Raw genomic sequence first — 21,481 nt, 5'->3', positions numbered from 1 at the left:
CACGATGGAGTCGCTCCCGAGTTAACGTTCGTGAGGGTCGCCCGGTTCCGGGTCGACGCGGGGCCTCGGCTCGGACCGGTGCGGCCACAGCGCTTTACGGGATGGCGTCCACACGAGTGACGCATGCGCGAGTTCAGACAGGACGCTGTCGGCAAGCACGTCGTGGACGTCCACGGGGAGGACGTGGGACGCATCTCGTCGATCGAGGACGGCTACGCCCGCCTCTCGCCGGAGACGGGCGTCGCCTCACGCATGGAGGCGGCGCTCTCGCCTCCGGACGTGGACGGTCACGCGATCGCCCCCGAGCAGGTCGAGGAAGTGACCGAGGAGTACGTCCGCGTCGACGTGGACCTCGGCGAGTAGCGGTCCGGCTCCGCCGTTTCGCGTCGGCGTTTTCGCCGAACCGTGGCCGGAAACGGCTACAGCACGGGCGTCAGCATCCCGGCCACGAAGGCGACGTCGAGGTACGAGAGGATGATGACTAGCACCGCGCCCGGAACGCCGGCGATCGCACAGACCAGCACGGACAGCCACGAGATCTGTACGCCGAGCCCGGCGAGGTTGGCGACGAAGAGGATGACCACGCCGACGATGGCGTTGACGGCCAGCCCCTTCACGGCTTTCAGCAGCTTGAACGCCACGAACAGGCCGATCAGCGCGGCCGCGAGCAGTCCGATCTCGACGGGTGTAACCATGCCGGGCCTTCTCCGCTCGCCGTGAAAGCTTTTCTGGCGGCACGGCGGCGAGTCCGCGGTTAGCCGTCGGCTTCGCCGTCCGCGTCCGTGCCGTCCGCCTCGCGGTCGATGCGCGCGCCGAGGTCGTACATCGTCTCGAAGAAGGTCGGGAACGAGACGGCGACGTGCTCGCCGCCGGCCACGGTGGTCTCGCCGTCCGCGGCCAGCCCGGCGACGGTGAGCGCCATCACGATCCGGTGGTCCCCGCGGCCGTCCACGGTCGCCCCCGTCAGGTCGCTCTCGGAGCCGTGGACCGTCAGCGTGTCTCGCTCCTCGGTGACCGACGCGCCCATCCGCTCCAGTTCCGCCGCCATCGCGGCCACGCGGTCGGTCTCCTTCAGCCGGACGTGCTCGCAGTTGACGATCCGGGTGTCGCCCTCGGCGACGGCACCCAGCACCGCGATGGTGGGCAGGAGGTCGGGAGTGTCGCCCACGTCGACCTCGACGCCGGAGAGGTCCGAGCGCCGCACGACGACCGCGCCGTCGCCTTTTCTCCACTCGATGTCGGCGCCCATGCGGTCGAGCACGTCGATGATCGCGGAGTCGCCCTGCGCGCTCGGGAACGCGCCGCGCACGACGACCTCGCCGTCGTCCGCGGCCGCGACCGCGCCGGCCGCGACGAGGTAGGAGATGGAGGAGAAGTCGCCCGGGACCGTGTACTCGCCGTCTGTGGGTTCGTAGCGCTGACCGCCCGCGACGCGGAATCCCTCGGCCCCCTCAGCGGTGTCGCTACCGACCGGCTCCGCGGTGACGCCGAACGCCTCCAGCACCTCCAGCGTGATGTCGACGTACGGCGCCGACTTCAGCTCCGTCGTCAGCTCCACGTCGAGACCCGTCTCGGTGACCGCGCCGGCCATGAGCAGGCTGGTGATGTACTGCGAGGAGATGTCGCCGGGGATCGCGACCTCGCCGCCCTCGACGGGGCCGAACACGACCAGCGGCGCCTGTCCGTTTCCGCGCGTCGACTCGGCCCGCGCGTCCAACTCCGACAGCGCCGACAGGAGCGGGCCCTGCGGCCGCGAGCGGAGCGAGTCGTCCCCGGTCAACACCGTGCCGCCGTCCGCGAGCGACGCCGCGCCGGTCACCAGCCGCATCGTCGTCCCGGAGTTGGCGCAGTCGATCACGTCGCCGGGGACGGCGGGGCGGCCGCCGAACCCCGCCACGTCGAAGGTGTCGCGCTCGCGGTCCCGCGTCACGTCGCCACCGAACCGCTCGACTGCGCGGGCGGTCGCCTTCGTGTCGGCGCTGACGAGCGGCGAGCGCACCAGCGCGCCGTCGCTGTAGCCCGCCGCGAGGATCGCGCGGTGGGTGTAGCTCTTCGACGGCGGGGCCCGCACGGTCCCGCGCACGTCCGAGGGGGTCACGTGAACGTCCATATCTCCCGGTGTGTCGCCGGAAGTATCAGCGTACCGAACCCGGGGCGTCTCGCCGACCGCGGCGGGGAGGCGCCGCGACGGCGGACCCTTTATACGCTCGGCTCCGCTAGCTTCGTTCATGCCCCAGTGTGAGATGTGTGGCGCCGAACAGGCCTCGCTGACGACGACGAAGGTCGAAGGCGCCGAACTGGAGCTTTGTGACTCCTGTACGGACTTCGGCACGGAGGTCCGCCAGGAGTCCACCTCCGGATCCACGAGCAAGTACTCCACCTCCTCGAGCTCCGGCAAATCGTCGAGCGGCGGATCGTCGGGGTCGTCCGGCTCCTCCGGATCGTCGAGCCGGCGCCGCGACATGTTCGACGAGATGGACGAGGTCGCCGCCGACTACGACGACCGCATCCGCAAGGCGCGCGAGAGCCGCGGTCAGAGCCAGGAGGAGCTCGCGAACGACCTCAACCTCAAGGCGAGCATCATCCGCAAGCTCGAGCGCGGGGACATCCTCCCGCCGGACGACGTGCGAAAGAAGCTGGAGTCGACCCTCGACATCTCGCTCATCGAGGGCGGCGACGTCGACGAGGAGTGGGACTCCGGCGACAGCTCGACGATGACGCTCGGCGACGTGGTCAAGCGGAAGGACTGACGGCGCCGCTTTTCTCGGCTCGGACGACTACCCCGGGTTCCGGCGACATTAGGCGACCGCGTCCGGCTCGCCGTCCGCGTCGACGCGTCCGTACGCGTCCGCGAGGTGGTCGAAGACGTAGTCGACGGTGGCCGGGTCGTAGCTCCAGAACCCGTAGAACCGGCCGGGCTGCCGTTCCTCCGCGAGCAGCAGGCACTTGTCCGCGTCGCGGCCGTTCCCGTCGTAGGCGACGAACCACGAGTCGCGGACCTCCGGCGCGCGCTCGACGTGAAGCGTCACGCCGTCGCAGTCCGGCACCTCGCCCTCGGGCGCGGCGTACGCGTGCACGTCGAGCGCCTTCTCGCTCCCGAGCGTCTCGTACACGTCGGTCTGGTCGGCGAACACGTCGAGCGTCTGGAAGCCCGCGCTGAGCGTCCCCTCACCGCGGCGCCACGCGCGGTCCTCGATCTCCCGGGAAGCGGCGACCATCCGCGCCGTCGAGAAGGAGGTGAACAGCGTCTCGTCGAGGTGGTCGAGCACCGCGCGGTACGACCGCCGGTCGAAGCTCGGCGTCGTCGCCTCCGGGTCGCCCAGCAGGTCGGCAAGCGGCGTCGCGCTGATCACCTCCCCGTCGCGCCGCAACAGCGCGAACCCCGTCTCGTCGCCGCCGGTGACGCCGCTGTGGGCGACCTCGACGTTGCGGTCGGCGAACCGTTCGGCGAGTTCCGCGCGGACCGCCTCTGGGGCGTGGTAGACCGTCAGCGTCGCGCGGTGGGCCTCGACGCCCGCGATGAGTTCGGGGAGGGACATGTTCGTTGTCAGTCGTTGGCACGCGACGTATATGTGGTTATGGTCGGTCGTGCGAAAGACGTGCACGGTCGGAACGCCGGCGGACCGCTCGGACACCTCGACGGGGAACTCGCCGACACATGAAGCTATTTGCCCGCCCGGCCCCGCGTTCGCGTATGTTCGTTCTGGTCAACCTGAAGGCGTATCCCTGTGACCCAGTCGCCGTCGCGACCGCCGCCCGCGACGTGGCCGAGGAGACCGGCGTCCGCGTCGCCGTCTCCCCGCAGGCCGCGGACCTGGCCCGCGTCGCGGAGACGGGCGTCGAGACGTGGGCCCAGCACGTCTCGCCGAACGCCCACGGCTCCCACACCGGGTCGACGCTCGCGGAGGCGGTCGCGGAGAACGGCGCGGTCGGCACGCTGATCAACCACTCCGAGCGCCGCCTCAAACTGGCGGACATCGACGCCGCGCTCGAGGCCGCCGACCGCGCGGACCTGGAGACGGTCGTCTGTGCGAACAACCCGGCCCAGTCCGGCGCGGCCGCCGCGCTCGGTCCCGACGCGGTCGCCGTGGAGCCGCCCGAACTCATCGGCGGCGACGACTCGGTCGCGACCGCGGACCCCGGCATCGTCGAGGACGCCGTCGCCGCCGTCGAGGCGGTCGACCCCGCGGTGGACCTCTACTGCGGCGCCGGCGTCTCCACCGGCGACGACGTGAGCGCGGCGGGCGAGCTCGGCGCCGAGGGCGTCCTGCTGGCGTCGGGCGTCGCGAAGGCCGACGACCCCGAGGCGGTGCTGCGCGACCTCACGTGGCCGTACGCGGAGTAGGCACGTCGCCCGGGTCGCGAGATCAGGGTGGCTACGGACGTTCTCGGACCTTCTGTGACAACCCGTGACGAGGACGGGCGGATCGCGTGGGTGCCCTCCAGTTCGAAAGCCTCTGTCGGCGCTCCCTCATACTGATCTGGATCTGCTGTTGATCCTGCTGATCTGGACAGCAACCTCGAAAGCCCCACCGGCTCTCCGTACGAGGCTTTTGTAACTGCTGTTGGTCCTGCTGCTCCTGCCAGCAACACCTCGAAAGCCCCAGCTGGCTCGACCGGCCGCGACACGCGCTGCGCTCCTCGCTCTCCGCAACGCCCGCTGCGGTGCTTGCGGCGCCGGGGCCGGATCGAGCCGACTGCCCCTTTCAGTCCCACCCCGCACTGCGACCGCACCGCAGCCTCACGCCTCCCCAGCCTCGGCCGCGGGCCGGCCGCGAACCGCACAGCAGGCGGCCGGCCCGCGACCTCCCTCGCGCGCGTTTCTCGCGCGCGCCGACCGCATCAGTACCTCAGCATCGCCGCGATCACTGGAGGGAAAACCGTGATCGGCCTCTCACTGTGTCCGCGGCGGACTATCAGTCTCCGCCCCAGGGCGTCGGCGCGATTCCGCCCTCCTCGCGCGTGATCAGGAAGAGCACGAACGACGAGAGCCAGTGCGCGCCCGCGTAGTCGTCCGTGAACGCGCGGTCGACCCCGTAGGTCGCGTGCCGGCCGGCGCTTTCTCGGAGGCGGTCCGCGTGCCGGTGGTCGTCGCCGAGCGCGTCAGCGATCCCCGCCAGCGACCACGCCGTCGCGACGTTCAGTCCGACGAGGTGGAGCGCGACCCCGTCTGCCGAGTCGGGGTCGACCGGCACCGGATCGAGGATCTCGTCGTTCGGCGGCGCGGTCAGATCCGGGAGGAAGCCGTCGAGCCACGTCTCGAACTCCGCCGGCGGGAGCACGCGGCGCATCAGGTCGGCCTCGGTCAGCCCCGGCGAGAGGAAGTCCCAGCCGAGCGGCTCGTAGCCGAGCGGCCAGTCCGCGTCGTCCGCGTAGAACCGGCGCGCGGTGTCGGCCGCCTCGGCCGCCAACCCCTCGCGCCCGACCGTCCGCGCGTAGTCGAGCACGCACGCCAGCGCGAACGCGGAGTTGTCGTGGGTCCCGACGCGGAACGGCCGCTCCTGCGCGAGGAACTCCGACGCGACGAGTTCCGCGATCCGGTCCTCCAGCGGACGGAGGGTCTCGCGCCATGCCGCGGCCGTCTCGCGGCCCTCTCCGTCCGCTTCCTCGGCCCACAGGTGTAGCTCCGCGGCGAGGCGCAACAGCCATCCCCAGCCGTAGGGCTTCTCGAAGGAGTCGTGTTCCTCGAAGTGAGCGACCTCCGCGGCGACGTTCTCGGGCGTCAGCCGCGCGCCCACGCGCTCGCGGACCGCGGCCGCGTCGGGATGGTCGGGGAACAGCCGCAACGCGCGGACCAGCGCCCAGTGGCTGTGGACCGCGGAGTGCCAGTCGAAGCAGCCGTAGAAGACGGGGTGCTGCTCGCTCGGGGGCGTCGGTCCCGCCGGCCCCTCGACCGCGCCGACGTAGTGCGGGTACTCGGTGTCGACGCTCTCCAGTGGGTGCTCGGTCAGTCGCGAGGCGACCGCCGCGTCCACCCAGTCGCTCCGCCCGGCGAGCAGCGCTTCGGCGTCGGCGTCCGCCAGCGAGTCCGGCGTGTTCATGCGTCGACGGCGTCGCTCGCGAGGCTTCAATCGGTCGGTAGCGTGGAGGCGGGTCACACGGATACGGGCCGTACCTGTGACCGGATCTCGCGACCGATCAGGAGTCGAGGATCTCCACGTCCTCGTCGTCGACCGCGTCCGGTTCGTCGTTGGCTGCGTCCGGTTCGTTTCCGTCATCCGTCGCTCCGGCTTCGCTTCCGCCGTCGTCGGCTGCGCGCCCGTCCGATCGGGTTCGGGCGAAGCGCTTCGCGGCATCGCTGAGCCCCGACCGGGAGCCCTCGGCCTCGTCACCGCTCGTCGGGCGCGGACCGTCCTCCGACTCGGGGGCCTCGTCCGTCCCCTCGCTTCCGGCGCCCTCGTGCTCGGAGCCACCGGCCGCATCGGCCGCATCAGACGCATCGGCCGCGCCGGCACGGGGAGCGTCCTCGACCGCGCTGGGGGTCCCGATGTCCGCCTCCGGGGCGTCGCGCCGCTCGCCCGGCGGGACGAACGCCTCCTCGACCTCCGCGACCATCGCCGCCACCTCGTCCTCGGAGAGGCGGTCGGCGTACGCCTCGCGGATCAGGGCCGGGACCGCGTACTCGTAGCTCCCGCGGCCGGCGTGTCTGATCAGGCCGGAGCGACGGATCGGGCGGTGACGGGCGTAGGCGTGCTCGGCGTCGCCGTTGCCGCCCGCGTCGATGTGGGCCGCGAGGGGCTCGCTCTCGCCCTCGCGGCGGTAGTGGCGCAGCATCGCCACCGACAGCTCCGGGAGGCCCGCGATCCGCTCGCGGAGCTCCTCGATGACCGCCTCGCGCGTGCCGTGCTCCATCGCCGCGTCGAACCGGAGCGCCCCTTCCGCGACCGCGTCGCGGCTCACCGGGTCCACGTCGGTCGGCGGCTCCTCGGCGTCCGGCTCGGGCGCACCTGCGTCGGCGGCGTCGGCCGCGCCGGCCGCCGCTTTCCCGCCGTCCGCCGCCTCCCGGCCCTCGGCGGCGTCGGCGGGCGCCGTGTCGTCGGCAGCGTCGGCGGACGCCTCGGCCTCCGCGTCGTAGTCGTCGAGCGCCGACTGGTCGCGGCCGCCCGGCGCGGCGCCGTTCGAGGCGTCACCGCCGCGGTACGGCGCCTCCGCCTTCTGGAGCAGCGCCTGCGCGAACTTGTCCGCCATGTTCGACATGTCGCGGGCGTCCTCCAGCTCGCGTTCCAGCTGGTTGATGCGCTGGCGCTTCTTGTCGAGCTCCTGCCGGAGGTCGGCCATCTCGGACTCGTGGCGCTCCTTCTCGTCGGCGATGGTCTCCAGCTCCGAGACGAGGTCGCCGGAGACGGACTTCAGTTCCGGCCGCTCGAAGTCGTCGAGCCCCGGGGTCGCGCCCGCGTCAAACGTCTGCTTGCGGTGGAACTGGATCCGGCGGATCGACTCGTCCCAGTCGGTCATCATGAACGCCTCGCCGTCGTCCATGTCCTCGATCTCGTCGGCGTACGTCGACCCGAGGATCCGGCTCACGACCTTCGTGTCGTTGTCCCACGTCAGCCGGTGCCACGTCAGCCAGTCGCATTGCGTGATGAAGTCCTTCTTGACGTCCGCGGGGCGCTGGCTGATGCCGACGATGCCGAGGCCGTGCTTGCGGCCGCGCTTCCCGACCTTGATCAGCATCTTGCCCGTCTCGTCCATCCCGCCGCCCTCCGGGATGTACTCGTGGCACTCCTCCAGAACGAGCAGGAAGGGCTTCTTGAGCTTCTTCTCCTTCGCGAAGAGGTGTTTGACCACCTCCAGCAGGAGCTCGTTCGCGGTGTCCTCCTCCAAGTAGCCCGACACGTCGAGGATGATGGGGACGTTCTGTTCGAGCGCCAGCGAGGCGATCTTCTCGGCGTGTTCCGGCGAGACGACGATGTCGCACTCCTCGTCCGCGCCCGCGTGGAGGATTTCGTACTCCTCCTTCAGACCGTAATACTCCCCGTCTGAGTCCACGATCAACACAGGGAAGTTGTTGTCCAGCAGGCTCTCGATGAACACCGACGCCGTGTTCGACTTCCCGGACCCGGACTTCCCCGTGATGAAGCCGCGGCCCGTGAGGATCTCGACGACGGGGACCTCGACGGGCGTTCCGGGCTCGACCCCGGCACCTCCCCTTCCGTCGCTCACGTCCGCGACGTGGATCGTCTCCTCGTCGCTCATTACCCTACAGACGCCCGCCGGGCCTCAAAGACCTTCCCACCGCGTCCGACGTGCGTCTGACGAGCGTGTCGAGGGGAGGATGTCGGGTCAGTACACCAGCAGCCGCCAGACCAACTCGCCGGGACGCGGCGGACCGAGTTCGGCGGGCCGCTCGACGCTCACGTCGACCGCGAACTCGTGGCTCGTCGTCGCGTCGTACCGCCGCGCGTCGTCGCCGTGGACGACCGTCGCGTTCAGGCGCACGTCGACCGCGCGGAGCGTGCCGCGGTCGCGGTCGACCGTGGCGCGGATCCGGGAGGCGGAGACGTTCCGGACCGCGTCTGGGGACCGCCCCTGCGCGGCGCGGTAGACCGCCGCGGGGTCGGTGAGCTCTAAGACGACGCGGTCCGCGTCGCGCTCGACCACCTCCCACCCTTCGACCGCCGTGGGCGGGTTCAGCCCGCTCGCGCGCCACTCGTAGGTGACGTCCCAGTAGACGAAGGCGGGGAGCGCGGCGACCGACTGCTCGGTCTCCGGCGCGGTCCGCGACCCGAGCGCGTAGGCGGCGACCCCCGTCCGCGGCGGGGGCGACCCGACGCCGGTCGAGGCGTACACCTCGGGCCCGACGGCCTCGCCGCGGAGGTACTGCCGGTAGCGCCTGTCCGCGCGGTCGATCCGGTGGCCGACGACGAAGGGTTCGTCGTCCCCCTCGACCGCGACGCGGTAGTCGTGGCTCGCGCGCTCGGTGTTGGCCAAGGCGGTCGCGTACAGCGCGTCGGGGTCCTCGGGGAGCGGGTCGGGCGCCGTGTCGGCGGGTCGCGTCTCGGTGACGCGCACGGCGCCCGCGCCGACCACCAGCGCCGAGGCGACGAGCAGGGCGAGCGCGACGCGCCGGACCGGGAGGTCGCGGTCGGTCGCGGCCGCCCCTCCGCCCTCGTCCTCCGGCGTCCACCACTGCGCGTGGAGCGCGGTCAGGAACGCGAGGGAGAGCCCGATCAGCGCGACGGCGCCGACCGAGACGCCGGCCATCAGCGCGACCCCGACCGCGTCGGGACCTCGGGGCGAACCGAGGACGAGCACCGTCGCCGCCGCCGACAGCGCGAGCGCGACGGGAACGAGGTGACAGCCGGCGGCGACCGCGAGCGATCGAGGGGCGGCGAACGCGCGGACGACCGCGAGCGCGACGCCCTCGACGGCTCCGCGGATCGGCGAGTTCTCGACCTCCGCGGCCGCCCCGAGCACGCTCGCCGTCACCGCGCCCGCGACGGTGCTCCACGCGAGGAACGTCCCGGCGGCGAGCCCGACGGTGGGCCACGCGACGAGCCAGCCGATCCCGAGCGCGTCGCCGCGACCCAGCCAGTAGACCGCGGCCTTCGCGGGGGTATCGACGAGGACGAACAGCGCGATCCCGCCGACGAACGCGGCGGCGTGACCGACGACGGCCACCGCGAGCAGTCGGGGGAGTCGGTTGCGGACGCTCCCGGTTCCGGGGGCGTCTGCGCGTGTGCTTCGGCCGTCGTCCGGAAGACACCGCGGCGTGACCGCGGCGAGGCCGACGGCCGCGACCACTGGCGGCACGGCTATGGCGAGAAGCGGAGTGAACAGCACGGCGACCGCAATCCTGAGAACGGCCTCGACCAGCGTTACCGCGGTCGCGGCGGCGACCAGCCGCGCGTCGTTCAGCGCGGCGGAGAGGGGAGGGCGGAGGGCGGGCATACCCTCCGGCTCGCGGGGAGTTCACTTAAGCGGCGGTCACTCGGCGTCGAACTCCCCGAGCGAGGCCTGCCCCTCGCGGTTCCGAGCGGCGCGCGTCCCGCCCGCTCCGTCCGCGTCGTCCGCGTCGTTCGTCCCCTCTTCGGCTCCCGGTTCGCGACCGACCCAGTCGGTTATCGCCTCGCCGGGTGGCTCGTGGGGGACGTCGTCTTGGACATCGTCGGGGGCGTCGTCCTCGCCGCCGGCGTTCTCGTCGTCGCTGGCCGCGTTCCCTTCGAACCCGCCGAGCGTCGACTGGTCGCTCTCGGCGAAGTCGAGCTTCGAGACGCGAACGCCGAGCTTCCGGGCCTTCTCGTCCGCGAACTCCTCGAGCAGGTCCAGTGCCACCTCCTCGACCAACTCGGGGTCGTCGACCGGGCCGGGGAGGCTCCGGGCTCTGGTGTTCACGTCGTACGGCGGCGTGACGACCTTCACGCCGATGGTCCGGTATAGACACTCCCGCTCGCGGGCGCGCCGGGCGACGTCCGCCGCGAGCGCCCGCACGCGCTCGCGTTTCGTCTCCGCGTCGTCGGTCGGCGGCAGCGAGGACTCCCGCGAGAGGCTCTTGGGGAGCCCTGTTGGCGTCACTTCGCGGTCGTCCTCGCCGCGGGCGCGCTCGTGGAGCTCGCGGCCGCGCTCGCCGAGTTCGGCCTCCAGATCGGCGGGGTCGGCGGCCGCCAGGTCCCCCGCGGTCTCGATGCCCATGTCCGCGAGCGTCCGTGCGGTGACCGGCCCGACGCCGTGGACCTCCTCGGTTGGCAGCGGTGCCAGAAACTCCCGGACGCGGCCGGGCGGAACCACGACCAACCCCTCGGGCTTGTCGAAGTCGCTGGCGATCTTCGCGGCGGACATGTTGGGCGCGACGCCGACGCTGGCGGGGACGCCCGCCTCGCGCTCGATGCGGTCGCGGACGTACCGGGCGTACCCCTCCGCGAGCGTGCGGCGCTCGGCCGGGCCGGCCGCGGCGCTCGCCGACGGATCGGCGGCCGCTCCGGACTCGGCGCCCGCCTCGGCCGCCCCGGCCCCAGCGGCGTCCCACGACGTGCGCCCGGTCACGTCGAGGTACGCCTCGTCGACGCTCACCTCGCGGACGACCTCGGCGCAGTCGTGGAGCACTTCCTTCACGTCCGCCGCGATCGACTTGTAGAACGCCATGTCGACGGGACGGTAGTGGGCGGTCTCCTCGGGGTCGGGCGCGTCCGGATCGTCGGGGTCCGCGTCGGCGCGGCGCGGGAGGTTCCGGAGCGCCTTCGAGATGGGGTCGGCGCTGTTCACGTCGAACGCGCGCGCCTCGTAGCTCGCGGTCGCGACCGCGCCGATGGTCTCGCCGGGCTCGTACCCCATCCCGACCACGACCGGCTCGCCGCGGAGGTCCTCGTCCCGCAGGCGCTCACAGGAGGCGTAAAAGCAGTCCATGTCGACGTGGAGGACCACGCGCTCGGCGTCGTCGTTCGCGTCGTCGGTCGCGCCGGGGAGCGTCCCGCCGTCCATCGTGAGAGCGTCCGCGGGCCGCGGACATAAACGCCAGCCTCCCGCGGCGGAAGTGGCGCGGGCCGCGTCGAGTCGGCCCGGTTAGTCGGGCCGCGCCGAGCCGACCGGGACGCCGCCGAGTCGGTCGCCGCTTCTACTTCAGTCGTTCCTGGAGGAAAGAGGGATGCGCGGCGGTGACGCCGTCGATGGTCAACAGTTTCTCGCTTATCACGTCGCCGAGTTCGTCGCCGTCACCCGCACGGACCTCCGCCATCAGCATGTGGTCGCCCGAGGAGGTGTACAGCGCTTCCACCTCCTCGAGGTCCTTGATCGCGCGCGTCGCTTCGACGTACTGGCCGCTGTCCACGTCCATCCCCACCAGCGCGATGGACTGCCCGGAGAGCTTCTTGGGGTCGACGTCGGCCGAGTATCCGACGATGACGCCCTCCTCTTCCAACTTGCGGATGTACTTGCGAACGGTCGGCTTCGAGACGTCCGCGCGGTCGGCTATCTCGGCGTAGGAGGCCTGAGCGTCCTGCTCCAACACGGAGAGGATGCGCTCCTCCGTCGACACGGTACTCATGCCTGGAACTTTGTCGCCACGGAAAAAATACCTTGCGAACCCGAAAACGGGTTGCGCGACGCGAAAAACGCCAGCCGACCGCGCCGTCATCGTGCGGTTCTCCCGCGAACCGCGGACGTTTCGCCCCGGATCGCGTCCGGTGGCGGGGCGGTGAGGCGGTCGACGAGGCGACCGCGCGAGTCAGTCGCCTCAGGCGTGCTTGTCGAGGAAGCGGTCGTACGAGCGCTCCCAGTCGTAGTCGTCGTCCCAGTAGCGCTCCGCGAGCGGCTCCTCCGGCATCTCGCCGATGGACTGCTTCTCCTGCTGGTAGGAGGGGCGGTCCTCGTCGACGTAGAAGCGTCCGGTGAGGACCTCGCCCTCGTAGAGCGCCTCCTCCGTCTGCCGCATCATCTCGGCGGCTTCGACCTTGTCGGTCTTGTCGAAGTCGTAGTCGTCGGACTCGTTGACGTCGATGTAGGGGACGTACTGGCGCGCGTCCTTGTTCCAGGTCGGACACTGGGTGAGGAAGTCGACGTGCGCGAAGCCGTCGTGCTCCATCGCTTCCTGCAGGATCTCCTTCGCCTGGTTGGGGTTGACCGCCGCCGTGCGGGCGACGTAGGAGGCGCCGGCGTTCAGCGACATCGAGAGCGGCTTGATCGGCTCCTTGGCGCTGCCGTGCGGCTGCGTCTTCGACTTGTGACCCTTCGGGCTCGTGGGCGAGGTCTGGCCCTTGGTGAGGCCGAAGATCTCGTTGTTGAACACGATGTAGGTCATGTCGTGGTTCTCGCGAGCCGTGTGGATGAAGTGGTTCCCGCCGATCCCGTAGCCGTCGCCGTCGCCGCCGGCCGCGATCACTTCGAGGTCCGGGTTGGCGAGCTTCGCCGCCCGAGCGACGGGCAGCGAGCGGCCGTGGATCGTGTGGAAGCCGTAGGAGTCGAGGTAGCTGTTCAGCTTGCCGGAACAGCCGATCCCGGTGACGAGCAGGGTCTCCTCGGGGGAGCGCCCGACCTCCGGGAGCGCCTGCTTCAGCGACTTGAGGACGCTGAAGTCGCCACAGCCCGGACACCACGTGGGCTGCGGTTCGACGCTCGGGGTGTACTCGTCGCGGTCGACCTCTCGCTCCTCGCCGATTGCTGAGAATGCGCTCATGGGTTAGTCACCTGCCGCGGGGACGAAGGTGGTCTCGTTGCCGGGGATCTCCGCGTCGCCGTCGACGACGACGCGCTCGAACCCGTCGACGACCTCGCCGGGCTCGAAGGGGTTCCCGTTGTACTTCAGCAGGCTCGACAGCTGCTCTCCGTAGCGGCCGAGGTTCTTCTGGACGAGCCCGCGGAACTGTCCGGAAGCGGTCATCTCCACGACGAGCACCTCGTCGACGCTCTCGATGAACGCGGCGACCTCGTCGGTCGGGAACGGCAGCATGTCCGAGACGCCGAGCGACTTGACCGAGTGACCGGCCTCGTTGAGCCGGTCGACGGCCTCCTCGACGGTGCCCTGCTGGCTGCCGAACGTCATGATGCCGTACGTGGCCTCGTCGGGGCCGTGATACGCCTGCGTGGACTCGGTGTCCAGGTCCGCGCGGATCGCCTCCAGCTTCTGCGTGCGGCGGTCGATCTGCGCGACGCGGTTGTCCGGGCTCTCCGCGATGTGGCCCGTGGGGTCGTGCTCGTTGCCCGTCGCGAGGTAGCGGCCGCCCTTCTGGCCCGGGACGGACCGCGGGGAGACGCCGTCCTCCGCCTCGTGCTGGAAGCGGTGGAACTTGCCGTCCTCGCTGTGGGGCTGCTCCGCCAGCAGGTCCTCCGAGAGCGTCTTCCCGAGCGTCGGGTTGGGCTCGCGGTCGAAGTGGCTCTTCGGGACGTTGACGAGCTCGCCGCCGAGCTTCTGGTCGTACAGCAGGATCGTCGGGATCTGGTACTCGTAGGCGAGCCTGAACGCGAGCCGCGACTGCTCGTACGCCTCCGCCACCGTGCCGGGCGCCAGCACGACGCGCTGGGAGTCACCCTGCGAGGTGTAGAGGACGTGTTCGAGGTCGGACTGCTCCGGCTTCGTCGGCATCCCGGTCGAGGGACCGGCACGCATCGCCTCCACGAGGACGACCGGCGTCTCGGTCATCTCCGCGAGGCCGAGCGGCTCGGACATCAGCGCGAAGCCGCCGCCCGAGGAGCCGGACATCGCCTTCACGCCGGCGTGGGAGGCGCCGACCGCGAGCGCGGCCGCCGCGATCTCGTCTTCCACCTGCTCGGAGATCCCGCCCAGTTCGGGCAGGTTCTTCGTCATGATGGTGAACACCTCGGTCCACGGCGTCATGGGGTAGCCGGCGATGAACCGACAGCCCTCGTCGATGGCGCCGTAGGAGATGGCGTCCGAACCGGACATCAGGAGCTGCTCCTCGTCGTGCTCGCCGGTCGGGACGGAGACGTCGTGGGCGTCCACGTCGTACTCCTCGCGGACCTGGTCGTAGGCGGTCTGCAGGATCTCGAGGTTCGGCTCGAGGATCTTCTCCGGCATCGCGTCGCGCATGAGGTCCTGGACGTGGTCCAGGTCCATCCCGGTCAGCGCGCAGGTCGCGCCGACGCCGGCCGTGTTCCGCATGACCTCGCGGCCCTGCTCCCGCGCAAGGCCCCGCAGGTCGAGCGGGTAGACGTGCCAGTCGTTCTCCTCGGCGCGCTCCTCGAAGTCCGGGATCTCGGAGGCGTCGAGCAGCCCCTCGTCGTAGACGATGACCCCGCCCTCGCGCAGCTCGTCGAGGTTCTCCGAGAGCGGCTTGATCTCCTCGTTCCCGTAGACGGCACCCTCCGAGGGGTTCCGGGCGAAGGAGTCGCCCAGCGCCAGGAGGAAGTTGTAGCCGTCGCCGCGGGACTTCACCTCGTCCGCGGACGCGCGGATCTCCGTGTAGGTGTGGCCGCCACGGATCCGCGACGGATAGTGCCGATGCGTGAACACGTGGAGCCCCGACCGCATCAGGGCCTTTGCGAAGTTCTGGCTTGTCGAAGCGATCCCGTCGCCGGACCCCCCCGAGATTCGCCAGATGAGTTCGTCGGTAGTCATATTGTGCCTGGCCCTCCGTAGGCCTAGTGTCTCAGGGTTTCGCCGCGCCCGTAATAGGGCTTGCTATGGATTCACAATGAACGATTGTGGGAGATTCCGGTCCGCGCAAGAATTGCGGCGGCGGCCCGTGGGTTCTGGGTGTTCGGCGACTCGTCGCGAAAAGGCGCTCCGGCCTACTCGCCGTCCGGCCGCTCCGCGTGGTAGTCGGTGTCGTACTCGCCCGGTCGGCCGTCCAGCCGGTCCGGGTTGATCCGCCCGGCGAGCAGCATGAAGTCGAGGACGGTGCAGTAGATCATCGCCTCCACGACCGGGACCCCGCGCGGGGGCAACACGGGGTCGTGGCGGCCGACGACCTGGATGTCCTTGGCCTCCCCCGTCTCCCAGTCGACCGTGGTCTGCTCGCTCGGGATGGAGGTGGGGGCGTGGAGCGTCACCTCGCCGTAGATGGGCTCGCCGGTGGTGATGCCGCCCTGTAGCCCGCCGTGGGCGTTACCGACCGGGACCGGGTCACCCTCCTCGCTCGCGGTCTCGGGGTGTGACTCCCCGTCGTCGAACTCCCAGTCCTCGTTGCGCTCGGTGCCGGGGACCGACGCGGCCTCACGGCCGAGGCCGAACTCGAAGGCGGTGGTCGCGGGAACCGCCATCAGCGCCGCGCCGAGCCGCGAGGGGAACGAGTCGAACCGCGGCGCGCCCAGTCCGCGGGGGACCCCGCGCGCCTCGAAGTAGATGGAACCGCCGATGGAGTCGCCCTGCCGCTGGTACTCCTCCGCCAGTTCCTGCATCTCCGCGGCCGCCTCGGGGTCCGCACAGCGCACGTCGTTCTCCTCGCTCTCCGCGAGCAGCTGCTCGAAGCTCACGTCGCCGGCCTCCACGTCGCCGATGCGGTTGACGTGCGCCTTTATCTGCACGTCGTGGTCGGACTGTTCGAGCACCTGCTTGGCGACCGCGCCCGCCGCGACCCAGTTCACGGTCTCGCGCGCCGACGACCGGCCGCCGCCGCCCCAGTTGCGCGTCCCGAACTTCGCGGAGTAGGTGTAGTCGCCGTGGGAGGGCCGTGGCGCGGTGACGTACGGCTCGTACTTGCCCGAGCGCGCGTCCTTGTTCTCGATGGTCATCCCGATGGGCGTGCCCGTGGTGTAGCCGTCCTGGACTCCCGAGTTGATCTCGACCGCGTCGGGCTCGCCCCGCGAGGTGGTGATCATCGACTGGCCCGGCTTCCGCCGGTCGAGGTCGCGCTGGATCGCCTCCGTCGAGAGGTCGACGCCCGCGGGACACCCCGACACCGTGACGCCCATCGCGTCCCCGTGGCTCTCCCCGTAGGTGGTCACCTGAAAGAGGCGACCGAACCGGTTCCCGTTCATTACCTCGTCGTTGGGACGCGGGCATTTAGGCGTTGCACTCCGTGCAAGCGGGCGGCCGAACGGTCGTACGCGCACGGTGGCCCAGTAGGCGGAACCCGGGCAGAACTGCGACTCCCGTGTTGTGGCGGTTGCGGGCGGTTACGGTGCCATGGCGGTGATTGTGGGGTTGCAGGCGGTTACAGGCAGTTGCGGAGCGGTGCTGTGCTGTCGGCGCGCGCCGCGGCGACCGCGAAGCGTGTCGCCGCGACCGCGCGAGGGAGGCGGTGGCGCGGCCGCCTGCTGTGCGTTGCGGTTCGCGGCCGCGCCACCGCCGAGGCTGGGGAGGTGCGAGGCTGCGGCCGCGGTGCGGTTGCGGTGCCGGGTGGGACTGAAAGGGGCAGTCGGCTCGATCCGGCCCCGACGACGTAAGCACCGCAGCGGGCGTTGCGGAGAGCGAGGAGCGCAGCGAGGCGCGGTCGGTCGAGCCGACTGGGGCTTTCTGGATGATGCCGCCCCGATCAGCAGGAGCGACAACAGACACAGAAAAAGCGCTGTATAGAGAGCCGGCTGGGGATTTCTGGATGATGCCGCCCCGATCAGTAGGAGCGACAACAGACACAGAAAAAGCGCCGTATAGAGAGCCGGCTGGGGCTTTCTGGGTGTCTCCATCCCGAGCAGCAGGATCGACAGAAGTCACAGAAAACCCAGACACGTCGCAGGAAGAGTCGGCTGGAACGTTCAACGCGACTCCGTACCGGTCACGACGCAGCGACCGCTGACGGGCTCGCCGTCACGATCACCGCGGTCCCCGCATCGATCAGTCCCGAATCACGCTACCACGTCAGCCCCTCGTAGGTGATCCCCTCGCGGCGCTCGACGATCCGGCGCCCGTCGACGACGACCGGGTCGGCCATGGCGTCGAACTCGTCGTCGAGCGCGGCGAACTCGTCCCAGTCGGTGACGACGACCGCGCCGGCCGCGTCCTCCAGCGCCGCCGCGGCGGAGTCGGCGTAGGAGACCTCGCCGTCCGAGAACTGCTCGCGCATGTTCGCGGTCGCGACGGGGTCGTAGGCGACCACCTCCGCACCGCGGGCGAGCAGGCCCTCGATGACGGGGATCGCCCGCGAGTTCCGCACGTCGTCGGTGCCGGGCTTGAACGCGAGTCCGAGCACCGCGACGCGTCGCCCGCTCACGTCGACGTGGTCGTCCAACAGGTCGAGCAGGCGCTCCGGCTGGCGGTCGTTCACCGCGACCGCGGCCTCCAGCATCGCGGGGTCGTAGCCGGCCGCCTTCGCGGCCGCCGTGATGGCCGCCACGTCCTTCGGGAAGCAGCTCCCGCCCCAGCCGACTCCCGAGCGCAGGAACCGCGCGCCGATGCGGTCGTCGAGGCCGACCGCCTCCATCACCTCGTAGGCGTCGACGCCGAACTCCTTGCAGACGTTGCCGAGGTCGTTCGCCAGCGACACCTTCGCCGCGAGGAAGGCGTTGTTGGCGTACTTGATCAGCACGGCCGTCGCGGGGTCGGTGCGGACCACGTCGGGGTCCTCGATCGCGATAAGCGGCTCGTAGACCGTCTCCAACCGCTCCAGCGCCCAGGCGCCGTCCGTCCCGAAGACGACCTTGTCCGGCTGCTGGAAGTCCTCGACGGCGGTCCCCTCGCGCAGGAACTCGGGGTTCGTCGCGACGCCGACGCGGTCGGCGGCCTCGCCAGCGCCCGCGAGGACGGCCTCGCGGACCTCCTCGACGCCGGGCGGCGTGACGGTGCTCTTGACGACGACGAGGTGGCGCTCGTCGGGACCGAGGTCGGCCAGCGCCTCGCCGACCATCTCCCCGGCGGCGGTCAGCCCGCCGAGGTCGATACTGCCGTCCGCGCGCGAGGGCGTGCCGATGGCGAGGAACGTCACCTCGGCCGCGGCGAGGTCGTCGTAGGACGTCGTCGCGCGCAGGCGGTCGCCGACGTGTTCGGCCAGCAGCGCGTCGAGCCCCGGTTCGTGGATCGGCGCGCGCCCCTCGTTGAGCGTCGCGACGACCGCCTCGTCGATGTCGATCGCGGTCACGTCGTGGCCCATCTCGGCCAGGCAGGCCGCGAGCGTCGTCCCGACGTAGCCGCTCCCGACGACGTTGATCTGCATACGCGATGGAACCGCGCCGGGCCTCAAGAGTGTTGCTCGACGGAACGGAGCGCGAACACGCCGTGGCCGGTCGCTTCGTGAACCGCGCCCTCAAAACGGCAGCAGGTCCCGCAGCCGCGCGATCGGACCGCCGCCCCGCCGGCGCCGGCGCTCGAAGACGGGGTGCAGTTCGTCGAGCAGTTCGGTCCGCGTCTCGAACCGGTCGGCGTCGGTCTCCGCGAGCGCGGCGTCGAGCGTGACGGTGTGGCCCGACGCGTCGTACGGGACCTCCGCGTTCCTGACCGCGGCGCGGACCTCCTCGGCCGTCGCGGGGAACTGGAGCTCCGTCTCGTCGAGGCGGGCGTCCAGCGCCGCGATCCCGAACTCGATCGCGTCCGGTTCCTCGGTACCCCCGGTCGGCGGTCTGGCTGCCATCGGGGAAGCGTGTGGCCTCCGGGCCCAAAAATCCGGCTCCGTCGGTCGCGTGTCTCGGCCGCCCCCAGCCCCTCAGCGCCCCTCGAACTCCGGTTCGCGCCCCTCAGTGAACGCCGCCACGCCCTCCGCGTGGTCCTCGGAGTCGAGCACCGCCGCCTGCGCGGCGGCCTCGTTCTCGATGGCCGCGTCGAGGCTCCCGTCCGCCCCGTGTCTGAGCAGGCGCTTCGAGGTGCGGAGGGCGACGCTCGGCCCCTCGGCGATCCCGGCGATGAACGACTCGGCCTCCTCCTCGAACGCCTCGTCGGCGTAGACGTGGTTCGCGAGTCCTAGCTCCAGCGCGCGGTCGCCGGCGACGAGTTCGCCGGTGAACACGAGCTCCCGGGCGACGTTGTCGCCGACGAGCCGCGGCAGGAGGTACGAGGTCCCCGAGTCGACCGCGAGACCGACGTTTCTGAACCCGAAGCCGATCGACGCGGACTCGGAGAGGAGCTGGATGTCGCAGGCGATCGCGAGGTTCCCGCCCGCGCCGAACGCGGGGCCGTCGACCTTCGCGACGGTGGGGAACTCGCACTCCGCGACGCGCCGGACCGCCCGGCCGGTGTCGCGGGCGACGTGGCGGACCGCGTCCGCCAGCGGTTCGTCGCCCTCGTGCCGGTCGACCATCATCGACACGTCGCCGCCGGCACAGAAGGCCGGCCCCTCGCCCTCCAGCACGACGACGCGCGCGTCGGACCCCTCCACCGCGTTCACCGCGTCGACGATCCCGCGGGCCATGTCCACGCTCAGGGCGTTCCGGCGCTCGGGCGCGGTCAGCACGATCCGCGCGACCCCGCCCTCGCGCTCCAGTCGCACCGCGTCGGTGTCGGGTTCGGTCATGGTCCGGACCTTTCGCGGCCGGCATATAGCCGTTTCCCGCCGGCGGAGCGCGGTGCTTTACCGTCCCCTCCGCCAAGGCCGCCCATGGACGAGACGACGCGGCGGCGGGTGCTCGCGGGCGCGGCCGGTCTCGGTACGGTCGCGACCGCGGGCTGTCTGGGCGGTTCGGGCGGCGGAGACGGCGAGGCCAAGGAGCTGTACGGCGACTGGTTCTCGGGCGTCGGGAACTTCGACGGCACCGAGAACGTGCTGGGACAGGACGCCATCCGCATCGCGGTCGGCGCCGCCGGCGGGTTGGCCTTCGCGCCCCCGGCGGTCCGCGTGCGGACCGGGACGCGGGTCGTCTGGGAGTGGACCGGCGAGGGCGGCACCCACGACGTGACCGAGGAGAACGGCGTCTTCGAGTCGGACACCCACCGCGAGTCCGGCAGCACCTTCGAGCACACCTTCGAGGAGACGGGCGTCTACCGTTACGTCTGTACCCCCCATCAGGCGAGCGGGATGCGCGGCGCGGTCCACGTCGTCGACGAGGAGTACGAGGCCGAGTAGCGACCGTCGGACGGCCGAGTAGCGACCGTCGGACGGCCGAGACGGCCGATCAGAACACGAGGTCGTCGAACGCGCCGCCGGCGACGCCCGGGTCCTCCGGAACCCCGATCGCCCCGTCAGTCACGGGCGCCGGGTCCGGCGCCAGGTCCTCGCCGAGCAGGGGCGCGGTCGCGAGGCCGCAGGCGGACACGTCGGGGATCGCCGCCGCGACGTGGACCGCCGCGGTCCGGGCGACGACCGCGTCGACGGTCGTGGTGACGACCGGTTCGACACCGGCGTCCCGGGCGCGGACCGCCGCCGCGAGCGCGCGGTCCGGCCCCCCAAGCGCCATGGGCTTGAGCACGACCGCGTCCGCGGCGCCCGCCGACAGCACCGCGTCGAGACCGGCCGCGGCCAGCGACTCGTCGAGCGCGACGCCCACGTCGAACCCCTCCCGGAGCGCAGCGTGCCCGGCGAGGTCTTCCGGCGGGAGGGGTTGCTCGACGGACGCGAGGTCGATCTCGGGAGCGGCGGTCGCCGCGAGCGCGCGTTCCGCCGTCTCTCGGTCCCAGGCGCCGTTAGCGTCGGCACGGAGGGCGACGCGAGGAGGAACGGCCTCGCCCGCGGTCTCCGCGGCGTCGTCGACCGTCTTTCTGACGGCGCGCAGGCGTTCGAGATCCGCACCGAGGTCGCGAGCGCCGACTTTCACCTTCACCGTTCGGAACCCCGCCTCGACCGCCTCGCGGGCCGCGGCCGCGGTCGTCGCCGGGTCGCTGTCACCGACGGTGGCGTTGACCGGGACCGCGTCCGTGGGTGCGGACAGGCCCTGACTCGCGGCGAGGCGGTCGGCGAGGGACTCACCTGCCGCCCGCGCGTCGGCGTCGAGGCGTGCGAGCGAGACCGCGTGACGCGCCGCGGGCGCGTCCGAAAAGCGCTCGGCGTCGAGGTCGGGCGGGCTCGCGTCCGGGCTCGCCCGCTCGGCCGCGGCCTCCAGCGCACGCTCGCACGCCGCGAGCGACTCGGTCCATCCCGGGAGCGGCGTCGCCTCGCCCACGCCGCGGGACGGGACCGCGTCCGCCTCCGGATCGACGCCGACGACGAACCCCTCGCGCTCCGCGATCTCACCCCGGGCGGTCCCGAGCGGGCGTGCGAGCGGAAGCGAGAAGCGCCGTGCGTGCATGATC

General features: G+C 71.5%; 19 protein-coding genes. 4 read left to right on the top strand and 15 right to left on the bottom strand.

Annotation, left to right across the window (positions count from 1 at the left end; translation table 11 throughout):
- Positions 1 to 123: 123 nt before the first annotated feature.
- Entirely contained in the window at positions 124 to 363 is a 240-nt protein-coding gene (locus tag ACQE3L_RS03510) for a hypothetical protein (protein ID WP_426962400.1), read from the top strand.
- Positions 364 to 419: 56 nt separating this feature from the next.
- Here ACQE3L_RS03510 and ACQE3L_RS03505 read toward each other — a convergent pair whose 3' ends face one another.
- Together ACQE3L_RS03505 and aroA are read right to left on the bottom strand one after the other, a co-directional pair.
- Entirely contained in the window at positions 420 to 695 is a 276-nt protein-coding gene (locus ACQE3L_RS03505) for a pro-sigmaK processing inhibitor BofA family protein (protein ID WP_426962399.1), read from the bottom strand.
- A 59-nt stretch (positions 696 to 754) separates the two neighbouring features.
- On the bottom strand, positions 755 to 2,110 hold the full coding sequence (aroA, locus tag ACQE3L_RS03500) for a 3-phosphoshikimate 1-carboxyvinyltransferase (protein WP_426962398.1): 1,356 nt from the start codon (positions 2,108 to 2,110) through the stop codon (positions 755 to 757).
- Between the two features lie 118 nt (positions 2,111 to 2,228).
- Between aroA and ACQE3L_RS03495 the strand changes: the two genes are divergently transcribed.
- Complete coding sequence (locus ACQE3L_RS03495) at positions 2,229 to 2,750, top strand: multiprotein bridging factor aMBF1 (protein ID WP_426962397.1); 522 nt, start codon at positions 2,229 to 2,231, stop codon at positions 2,748 to 2,750.
- A gap of 48 nt (positions 2,751 to 2,798) precedes the next feature.
- Here ACQE3L_RS03495 and ACQE3L_RS03490 read toward each other — a convergent pair whose 3' ends face one another.
- Positions 2,799 to 3,539: a DICT sensory domain-containing protein gene (locus ACQE3L_RS03490; RefSeq protein WP_426962396.1), complete on the bottom strand. Its 741-nt coding sequence runs from the start codon at positions 3,537 to 3,539 to the stop codon at positions 2,799 to 2,801.
- A 155-nt stretch (positions 3,540 to 3,694) separates the two neighbouring features.
- On the opposite strand from ACQE3L_RS03490, the gene tpiA reads away from it, so the two are divergent.
- Positions 3,695 to 4,345 (top strand): triose-phosphate isomerase, encoded by a 651-nt coding sequence (gene tpiA, locus ACQE3L_RS03485; protein ID WP_426962395.1) that lies wholly within the window; start codon positions 3,695 to 3,697, stop codon positions 4,343 to 4,345.
- A 571-nt stretch (positions 4,346 to 4,916) separates the two neighbouring features.
- Here tpiA and ACQE3L_RS03480 read toward each other — a convergent pair.
- The 11 genes from ACQE3L_RS03480 to ACQE3L_RS03430 form a co-directional block, all read right to left on the bottom strand.
- The gene (locus ACQE3L_RS03480) at positions 4,917 to 6,041 is read right to left on the bottom strand and encodes a DUF2891 domain-containing protein (RefSeq protein ID WP_426962394.1); all 1,125 of its coding nucleotides are present in this window, start codon (positions 6,039 to 6,041) and stop codon (positions 4,917 to 4,919) included.
- Between the two features lie 97 nt (positions 6,042 to 6,138).
- Positions 6,139 to 8,196, bottom strand: coding sequence for an ATP-binding protein (locus ACQE3L_RS03475; RefSeq protein WP_426962393.1), 2,058 nt, complete (start codon positions 8,194 to 8,196; stop codon positions 6,139 to 6,141).
- A gap of 87 nt (positions 8,197 to 8,283) precedes the next feature.
- Positions 8,284 to 9,891, bottom strand: coding sequence for a hypothetical protein (locus tag ACQE3L_RS03470; RefSeq protein WP_426962392.1), 1,608 nt, complete (start codon positions 9,889 to 9,891; stop codon positions 8,284 to 8,286).
- 36 nt (positions 9,892 to 9,927) lie between these two features.
- Entirely contained in the window at positions 9,928 to 11,418 is a 1,491-nt protein-coding gene (locus tag ACQE3L_RS03465; RefSeq protein ID WP_426962391.1) for a DNA polymerase Y family protein, read from the bottom strand.
- A gap of 133 nt (positions 11,419 to 11,551) precedes the next feature.
- Entirely contained in the window at positions 11,552 to 11,980 is a 429-nt protein-coding gene (gene lrpA1 / locus ACQE3L_RS03460) for an HTH-type transcriptional regulator LrpA1 (protein ID WP_426962390.1), read from the bottom strand.
- Positions 11,981 to 12,169: 189 nt separating this feature from the next.
- Positions 12,170 to 13,108, bottom strand: coding sequence for a thiamine pyrophosphate-dependent enzyme (locus ACQE3L_RS03455; protein ID WP_426962389.1), 939 nt, complete (start codon positions 13,106 to 13,108; stop codon positions 12,170 to 12,172).
- Positions 13,109 to 13,111: 3 nt separating this feature from the next.
- Complete coding sequence (locus ACQE3L_RS03450; protein WP_426962388.1) at positions 13,112 to 15,007, bottom strand: 2-oxoacid:acceptor oxidoreductase subunit alpha; 1,896 nt, start codon at positions 15,005 to 15,007, stop codon at positions 13,112 to 13,114.
- Between the two features lie 173 nt (positions 15,008 to 15,180).
- Positions 15,181 to 16,368 carry a chorismate synthase gene (aroC, locus tag ACQE3L_RS03445; RefSeq protein ID WP_426962387.1) on the bottom strand — a complete coding sequence of 396 codons (1,188 nt, stop codon included), beginning with the start codon at positions 16,366 to 16,368 and terminating at the stop codon, positions 15,181 to 15,183.
- An 812-nt stretch (positions 16,369 to 17,180) separates the two neighbouring features.
- Entirely contained in the window at positions 17,181 to 18,479 is a 1,299-nt protein-coding gene (aglM, locus tag ACQE3L_RS03440; protein ID WP_426962386.1) for a UDP-glucose 6-dehydrogenase AglM, read from the bottom strand.
- Positions 18,480 to 18,569: 90 nt separating this feature from the next.
- Positions 18,570 to 18,893 carry a DUF5789 family protein gene (locus ACQE3L_RS03435; RefSeq protein WP_426962385.1) on the bottom strand — a complete coding sequence of 108 codons (324 nt, stop codon included), beginning with the start codon at positions 18,891 to 18,893 and terminating at the stop codon, positions 18,570 to 18,572.
- A 72-nt stretch (positions 18,894 to 18,965) separates the two neighbouring features.
- The gene (locus ACQE3L_RS03430; RefSeq protein WP_426962384.1) at positions 18,966 to 19,769 is read right to left on the bottom strand and encodes an enoyl-CoA hydratase/isomerase family protein; all 804 of its coding nucleotides are present in this window, start codon (positions 19,767 to 19,769) and stop codon (positions 18,966 to 18,968) included.
- A gap of 84 nt (positions 19,770 to 19,853) precedes the next feature.
- Between ACQE3L_RS03430 and ACQE3L_RS03425 the strand changes: the two genes are divergently transcribed.
- The gene (locus ACQE3L_RS03425) at positions 19,854 to 20,318 is read left to right on the top strand and encodes a halocyanin domain-containing protein (RefSeq protein ID WP_426962383.1); all 465 of its coding nucleotides are present in this window, start codon (positions 19,854 to 19,856) and stop codon (positions 20,316 to 20,318) included.
- 49 nt (positions 20,319 to 20,367) lie between these two features.
- Here ACQE3L_RS03425 and ACQE3L_RS03420 read toward each other — a convergent pair whose 3' ends face one another.
- Positions 20,368 to 21,477 (bottom strand): mandelate racemase/muconate lactonizing enzyme family protein, encoded by a 1,110-nt coding sequence (locus tag ACQE3L_RS03420; RefSeq protein WP_426962382.1) that lies wholly within the window; start codon positions 21,475 to 21,477, stop codon positions 20,368 to 20,370.
- Between the last annotated feature and the right edge of the window lie 4 nt (positions 21,478 to 21,481).

The organism is Haloparvum alkalitolerans (genome assembly GCF_050122995.1).
Classification (GTDB): domain Archaea; phylum Halobacteriota; class Halobacteria; order Halobacteriales; family Haloferacaceae; genus Haloparvum; species Haloparvum alkalitolerans.
The sequence above is the reverse complement of the archived record's forward strand: the minus strand, read 5'-3'. Positions and strand labels throughout refer to the sequence as shown.

Coding starts and splice junctions, on each gene's coding strand:
- ACQE3L_RS03510 (WP_426962400.1), top strand. CDS start 124: ATGCGCGAGTTCAGACAGGACGCTGTCGGCAAGCACGTCGTGGACGTC.
- ACQE3L_RS03505 (WP_426962399.1), bottom strand. CDS start 695: ATGGTTACACCCGTCGAGATCGGACTGCTCGCGGCCGCGCTGATCGGC.
- aroA (WP_426962398.1), bottom strand. CDS start 2,110: ATGGACGTTCACGTGACCCCCTCGGACGTGCGCGGGACCGTGCGGGCC.
- ACQE3L_RS03495 (WP_426962397.1), top strand. CDS start 2,229: ATGCCCCAGTGTGAGATGTGTGGCGCCGAACAGGCCTCGCTGACGACG.
- ACQE3L_RS03490 (WP_426962396.1), bottom strand. CDS start 3,539: ATGTCCCTCCCCGAACTCATCGCGGGCGTCGAGGCCCACCGCGCGACG.
- tpiA (WP_426962395.1), top strand. CDS start 3,695: ATGTTCGTTCTGGTCAACCTGAAGGCGTATCCCTGTGACCCAGTCGCC.
- ACQE3L_RS03480 (WP_426962394.1), bottom strand. CDS start 6,041: ATGAACACGCCGGACTCGCTGGCGGACGCCGACGCCGAAGCGCTGCTC.
- ACQE3L_RS03475 (WP_426962393.1), bottom strand. CDS start 8,196: ATGAGCGACGAGGAGACGATCCACGTCGCGGACGTGAGCGACGGAAGG.
- ACQE3L_RS03470 (WP_426962392.1), bottom strand. CDS start 9,891: ATGCCCGCCCTCCGCCCTCCCCTCTCCGCCGCGCTGAACGACGCGCGG.
- ACQE3L_RS03465 (WP_426962391.1), bottom strand. CDS start 11,418: ATGGACGGCGGGACGCTCCCCGGCGCGACCGACGACGCGAACGACGAC.
- lrpA1 (WP_426962390.1), bottom strand. CDS start 11,980: ATGAGTACCGTGTCGACGGAGGAGCGCATCCTCTCCGTGTTGGAGCAG.
- ACQE3L_RS03455 (WP_426962389.1), bottom strand. CDS start 13,108: ATGAGCGCATTCTCAGCAATCGGCGAGGAGCGAGAGGTCGACCGCGAC.
- ACQE3L_RS03450 (WP_426962388.1), bottom strand. CDS start 15,007: ATGACTACCGACGAACTCATCTGGCGAATCTCGGGGGGGTCCGGCGAC.
- aroC (WP_426962387.1), bottom strand. CDS start 16,368: ATGAACGGGAACCGGTTCGGTCGCCTCTTTCAGGTGACCACCTACGGG.
- aglM (WP_426962386.1), bottom strand. CDS start 18,479: ATGCAGATCAACGTCGTCGGGAGCGGCTACGTCGGGACGACGCTCGCG.
- ACQE3L_RS03435 (WP_426962385.1), bottom strand. CDS start 18,893: ATGGCAGCCAGACCGCCGACCGGGGGTACCGAGGAACCGGACGCGATC.
- ACQE3L_RS03430 (WP_426962384.1), bottom strand. CDS start 19,769: ATGACCGAACCCGACACCGACGCGGTGCGACTGGAGCGCGAGGGCGGG.
- ACQE3L_RS03425 (WP_426962383.1), top strand. CDS start 19,854: ATGGACGAGACGACGCGGCGGCGGGTGCTCGCGGGCGCGGCCGGTCTC.
- ACQE3L_RS03420 (WP_426962382.1), bottom strand. CDS start 21,477: ATGCACGCACGGCGCTTCTCGCTTCCGCTCGCACGCCCGCTCGGGACC.